A 6,137-nucleotide genomic window follows, 5' to 3' on the forward strand; every position below is an offset into this window, starting at 1 on the left:
TACAGAATTGTACTATTTAAAAACTATATAAATCCCTCTTATACTAAAAACACTTCATATTATAAGTTTTCTACCAAGAATGTATACTTAAAAGAATAATCATCTTTGAATTGAAATACTATTCAACCACACTAGATGTACATTCGTATAAGCAATAGCTAAGTGTTATTGTATATATGTAGTAATGATGTATCACATCTAACATTATACTTACCAACAAGATTAAAAAAATAACATTAAAATACCATCTCGTGCTTTGTGTAGTATTGCACATAACTACACTGTATATACGTTACAATGTACTCGAAACAAAAAATTTTATTAAACTGTAACAGTATTTAAAACAACTTAAATACTGTAAACAAGCATATTTTTAATATAAGTTAAACTAGAACCATATACCATAATTTCTATACTTAATAAATCATCCAATCTGCCATTACTTCCTAGTAGAATAGGTACTATATTAACTACTTATAAATGTATTACACTTACGTTATAAACAAAAGAAATTAGAACGACTAAGCCTCAAACCATATAATTCCGTTAATGAATTTTGTAATACACTATTAGGGCTTTCACTACTGTCACAAGCTGAATTTTCAATTAGATCTTCCCCCCCCCCCTCTCTCTCTGAATTTTCTTCCTGACTATCTTCAGTACTTTCTACTTCCTCTGGAAATATTAACCTATCTACAATATTGTACCCATCTAAGCACATTACCAATATACCCATTGCTACATTAAAAAAAAACACAGCATAACAGAGCCGATGTTTTTCATGTTGCTCATTACTTTCCACACTACAAAAAAACCTATTAGCAAAATCAAGTAATACGAACAACAATACTAACCTTTTTATTATTTTATTTACATCCATGACACTCACCAATAAATAACACACACATTGTTAACGTACATAATAATTAATAAATTACTATTGTTACTATCATTACCTCATCTACGATTAATATCAGCACCATCCCTATTATTTTGCAATTCTACTTCTGGATTCACTAACATATGACCTGGTGGTTCACCAGCATCCACCATTAAGTGCATACCTTGTTCTTGAACCATTCTCCCCCCCCCCCTTCGGGATCTGGTATAGGTTCTTCTATTCCAGCCATTGCTGGGTTTTGCCCCTGATTCATTCCTTGAGCTACTGCCCCTTCTACATTCCCACCAATATCATTCTGATGATTCTCAGGTCTTCCGAATATGTAATCAAACACACATGCAATCTGTTCCTGTATCTGGTCTGATAATAATAGATCAGCACAATATTCGATTAAAGCTGACATATCAGGATCATTATACAGCATAACACCAAACATAACCAATTGAATACAGAAGTAACATGCCAACATGGACATAGATTGACCATCACGTACTTCGTTACTAAACTCATTAGCACAATCAAAGAATAATAGAATTAAAACTAGGCGTTTTAATTCCTCTTGTAATTCTCTTAATTGTTCTTCATTCATAACTCATCACCAAATAACTTAAACATACTTACTACTAACTCACCCACGATTAATATCTGCACCATTTCTCTCATTTTGCAATTCTACTTCTGGATTCACTAACATATAACCTGGTGCTCCACCATGATCCATCGCTAAGTTTATATCTTGTCCTTGAACTATTCTCCCCCCCCCCCCTCGGGATCTGGTATAGGTTCTTCCATTCCAGCCATTGCTAGGTCTTGTTCCTCGTCCATTTCCTGATCTACTCTCCCTTCTATTGGATTACCTAATTCTTCATCTTGCCCTTGATTCTCTAGCCATCTCGGGTCATCCAACATATTCTCAAATACTTGACCTGGTTGTTGATCTAACAACAAATTGTTCATTTGTTGCCCTACTAATCCTACTCCATTATTAAAACCACCACCTATCTCAGCAAGCACACGACGAATTAATCTTCTTACCTGAGGGAATGTTAATAGTTCAACAACCAACATCGCCCATACAAAAACAAGTTGCATCCAGAAGTAACATAATATCCTTGTATCAGATTGTGTATAATACATATCTTGACCAAATCCATCAGCACAATCAAAGACTAATAGTATGAAAACTATGTTTCTTAACTCTTCTCGTAATTCTTGTAATTCTCTTAATAGTTCTTCATCCATAACTTACCACTAAATAACTTAAACATACTTACTATTAACTCATCCACGATTAATATCTGCACCATTTCTCTCATTTTGCAATTCTACTTCTGGATTCACTAACATATAACCTGGTGCTCCACCATGATCCATCGCTAAGTTTATATCTTGTCCTTGAACTATTCTCCCCCCCCCCCTCCTTCGGGATCTGGTATAGGTTCTTCCATTCCAGCTACTGCTGGGTTTTGTTCCCAGTGCACTCCCTGATCTACTACCCTTTCTGCTGGATTATCCAATTCCTCATCTTGTTCTTGATTCTCTAACCATCTCAGATCATTCAACATATTCTCTAATATTTGACCTGGTTGTTGATTCAATAATAAATTGCCCATCCGTTGTTCTACTACATCTTCTATAACATTATTTTGGTTCTCTACGCGTTCTGGTATAATACCTAAAATACCTGCAATTTGATTCTGCACACGTTCGGGAAATATAACATCAATAACGTTCTGAACAAGAGCTAACATTCTATCGTCCATACATACAATAATACCGGCAAGAATTGCCTGGCAACATAAGTAATATATCTCCCTAATATTAGGCTGATCACAACTATACATACCTTCCCCAAATCGGTCAGCACAATCAAATACTAAGAGTATTAATACTAACTCCCTTAATTGTTCTGCATTCATAATTCACCAGCTAAATAATACGCAATAACTAATACCCTAGTGCCATAAACATTACTACTAAACCATTAATTGAGTAACAGCAGTATAATTTTGTTACTTTGCAATTCTATACATGTACTCTGTAAAGTATAATCTGTTATGTTATTATCACATATTATTAGAGGTACAACTATGCTGTATTGCACTCCCCCCCCCTTGGGACTTAGTCTAAGTTTTTCACTTACATCCATTATCGAGTTTTCTTTTTGGCTTGGTCTTTGAATCATAACACACTAGTAAACAACACACATATATACCTAATTATATATAATAACTAATTGATGTCTACATATTATAAAAAAAAGAATGCGGCAAATAATACCCTAGCATATAAAACAATAAAGATAGAACAAGAAATAACCGAACAATTTTTATACCTATGTGTTAATCGTCCAACATATAACCTAAAATACTTATTAGACAGTAAATAACCATATATACAAGAAACACATTTCTATAACAGGTCTACATTATTGTATAAATACTTTATGCCCTTATGTGTAAATACTACAAATTACTTGATAACTCTAAATAATAACCTAAAACCTAGTATTCCAACTTCTGCTTCCTAATAAAAAAATTACAACAAATACAGAAGCAAATACCCATAATGCAGTGAAATAATATAATATTGAGTAACTTCATAAAACCAATTTATTATAAACCACATTTAGTGCTGCTGAGCTCTTTCAGTGCCTAACTCCTGTATATCAATATCTCTAAAATTGACAAAATCCCACCCATCATCGCTATTGCTATCGGTAGTATCAACACCAACATCACTGTTGCCACTATGACCCTCAGATTCAAGATCGGAATTACTATTTTCTTGACTCTGGTCTATATCGTCTGGACCAGAAGCACTGCCTACACTTGAACTAGTACCTGTACTCTCCTCTACATCTACATCATCTGTATTGCAATGACCATCTTGTTGCTCAATATCCTGCTCTTGACTACGATCACCAATACATGAGGATACAGCACAAAATACAGAAACTGCTACTAGAGCACATACAACACCTCCTATGAAAGCGTCAGTCCCATTATTACGAGACCCACCTTCTTCTACAAATATCCCCCTATGTCCTAGCACAAACCCAAGTATACCTGCAGCAGTTCCTAACATTGCACGACCGTTCATAACACACTCCTAGATAACACACATATTCATGATATGTAGATTATACCAATGAAAAAGTCAATATCTTATTATATCGCAGCACGCTATACTGGAGTAATACAAAATGTAGTAAAACTATAAGTAGTATTACCAGAAAATTACTAAATTAATTACTTAAATTATCAACATTACCTAGAAAATTTACATCTCTATATTAATGTTCAACATTCGTATTAGAGTTCACACAGTAACACTGATAACAGTTATACAAAATACATGTATAAGTAATATTATTACTACACATAAATATATACTACATTACCTGGCCAATTCAAATAGGAAGTAATATAAACAAAATTCTCTATAGATTATATACTTGATACAACATATCCTTAGTACAACCAAATAAGTAATACCATTCTCACTAGCAAAAAAACATAACATATAAAATCAATCGATAACAACAACAATTATATAATTACTATATTCATAACTAACACTATAAAATTACTATCATAAAAATATAAAAGCATTATCTCAACATAGATTATATCTAAGCTAGCTTAAATACTACCTAAATCTTTACCATTCCTAAATTGAACGTTCTCCATAGAACAATCCCCATCAACAACACCAGATATGATCATCCCTTCTGGATCTTCATGACTACTATCTGAGGTATTACCTTCTGGAGTATCAGGTGCACCTGACCATACAGACATAATTGAACCGTGGTCAGAACTTTCACTTTGGGTAACATCTTCCTCATCTATATCATTTACAAGATGCCTATAACTTCCTAAAGTAACAGTAGGAAGTCGAGCAGTATTACAAACCATATGCTTAACAAATACCAGCATAACAAGTACAAATAATACACAAGAAATACCAACAATAACGCTATTATGTGTCGCCTCGGGAGAAGTAGTAGACGTTGGTATTACTGTAGTAAATACACTGGATGAAACACTAGAAGAAGTACTTGTTGTATTATTATATCCTGATGATCCATTGGTACTAGAAGTATATCCTATAGTACTATTACTTGAGCTGGTAGAGCTATTTTCTATTGTACTACTATTAGCAACACGGAAATAAACACTCCAAAAAATACTTGATAAAATTGATAAAAGCAACCCACGCATAATCTACACTGAATTTATATATGTACCCTATTACACTCAAAATAGTATAAAATAAGTTAATAGGTACTGACCTTTAACAAATCACGCCATAGTATCATATACACAACAAAATTATGTCTTCTTAGAACAACAAGAAATTAAATAACCTATATTATGCTGAGTATTCCACATCTTGAGTCAATATACACAATACACTAACTGTAATAGTTATGTGAAAAGTTATAAACACAACATTAATAATCATATCCAGAATTATGACACAGCTTACACTTTAAACAGTACAATGCTTTTACCAATAACAATTATCTCAGTAAATCCCGTATTATAACACACATAGTTTTAAACTTAAAACCAACTAGTACTTAGAACTATTAGATAATTGACATTATTATAGTGACTTATGTTCCAATAGCATAACATTCCTATAACAATTATCCGAGCAAACTTCATATTATACATACAGTTGTAAACTCAAGGTCAATCAACATATATAAACATGTATGCCTTATATTATTCCAGCTACTCACATCTATTAAATACCTATATTATTAATCATTACCTTAGTAAATCCCACACTATAATAACATAGGACCTAACTTCAAGATAAAACATAATAAAGTAACTTACATACAATATAAAACAAAATTGCAATAATATAGCACCGATATACTAAACAATGATGAAAATATTTTTTACAATTATATGTTAATAATCGATGCTATATACACTAGAATTAACTACTGTTATAAATCTACACTCGGGTCTCATAAATACCATTAGGATCTATATGTGTGACGTACATATCACTAAGATCAATTGACATATCTGTACCATTAGAATTTGGATTATGATTAGTAACCTCTCCATTATTATTCACATCGTCTTCTGTTTCACTTTCACTTGAATACCTTAAGCTAGCAAAACTTAGTGTTTCTGTACTACCAGAATTTCCACTTCTAGTACTATCACTTGTACTAGATCTCCTAGAACTGGAATCGCTATTCCCATTA

The 6,137-nt window shown here is 32.7% G+C and carries 9 protein-coding genes; all 9 read right to left on the reverse strand.

What is annotated here, in order from left to right; translation table 11 throughout:
• Positions 1-496 precede the first annotated feature (496 nt).
• On the reverse strand, positions 497-880 hold the full coding sequence (locus EDL80_RS04040; RefSeq protein WP_158406897.1) for a hypothetical protein: 384 nt from the start codon (positions 878-880) through the stop codon (positions 497-499).
• Between the two features lie 77 nt (positions 881-957).
• The gene (locus EDL80_RS05130; RefSeq protein WP_269144131.1) at positions 958-1,080 is read right to left on the reverse strand and encodes a hypothetical protein; all 123 of its coding nucleotides are present in this window, start codon (positions 1,078-1,080) and stop codon (positions 958-960) included.
• The gene (locus EDL80_RS04045) at positions 1,053-1,490 is read right to left on the reverse strand and encodes a hypothetical protein (RefSeq protein ID WP_158406898.1); all 438 of its coding nucleotides are present in this window, start codon (positions 1,488-1,490) and stop codon (positions 1,053-1,055) included. Before EDL80_RS04045 ends, EDL80_RS05130 begins: the two co-directional genes overlap by 28 nt.
• A 158-nt stretch (positions 1,491-1,648) precedes the next feature.
• Positions 1,649-2,143 (reverse strand): hypothetical protein, encoded by a 495-nt coding sequence (locus EDL80_RS04050; protein ID WP_158406899.1) that lies wholly within the window; start codon positions 2,141-2,143, stop codon positions 1,649-1,651.
• A 158-nt stretch (positions 2,144-2,301) separates the two neighbouring features.
• A complete protein-coding gene (locus EDL80_RS04055; protein WP_158406900.1) occupies positions 2,302-2,820 on the reverse strand; it encodes a hypothetical protein in 519 nt (172 codons plus the stop codon).
• Positions 2,821-2,885: 65 nt separating this feature from the next.
• A complete protein-coding gene (locus EDL80_RS04060; protein WP_158406901.1) occupies positions 2,886-3,086 on the reverse strand; it encodes a hypothetical protein in 201 nt (66 codons plus the stop codon).
• 443 nt (positions 3,087-3,529) lie between these two features.
• Entirely contained in the window at positions 3,530-4,003 is a 474-nt protein-coding gene (locus EDL80_RS04065) for a hypothetical protein (RefSeq protein ID WP_158406902.1), read from the reverse strand.
• Positions 4,004-4,545: 542 nt separating this feature from the next.
• Complete coding sequence (locus EDL80_RS04070) at positions 4,546-5,127, reverse strand: hypothetical protein (protein WP_158406903.1); 582 nt, start codon at positions 5,125-5,127, stop codon at positions 4,546-4,548.
• A gap of 751 nt (positions 5,128-5,878) precedes the next feature.
• Positions 5,879-6,137: hypothetical protein (locus EDL80_RS05030; RefSeq protein ID WP_196587314.1), on the reverse strand; the 259-nt coding region annotated here is incomplete at its 5' end.

Source organism: Ehrlichia ruminantium, assembly GCF_009728835.1.
GTDB classification, from domain to species: Bacteria; Pseudomonadota; Alphaproteobacteria; order Rickettsiales; family Anaplasmataceae; genus Ehrlichia; species Ehrlichia ruminantium_B.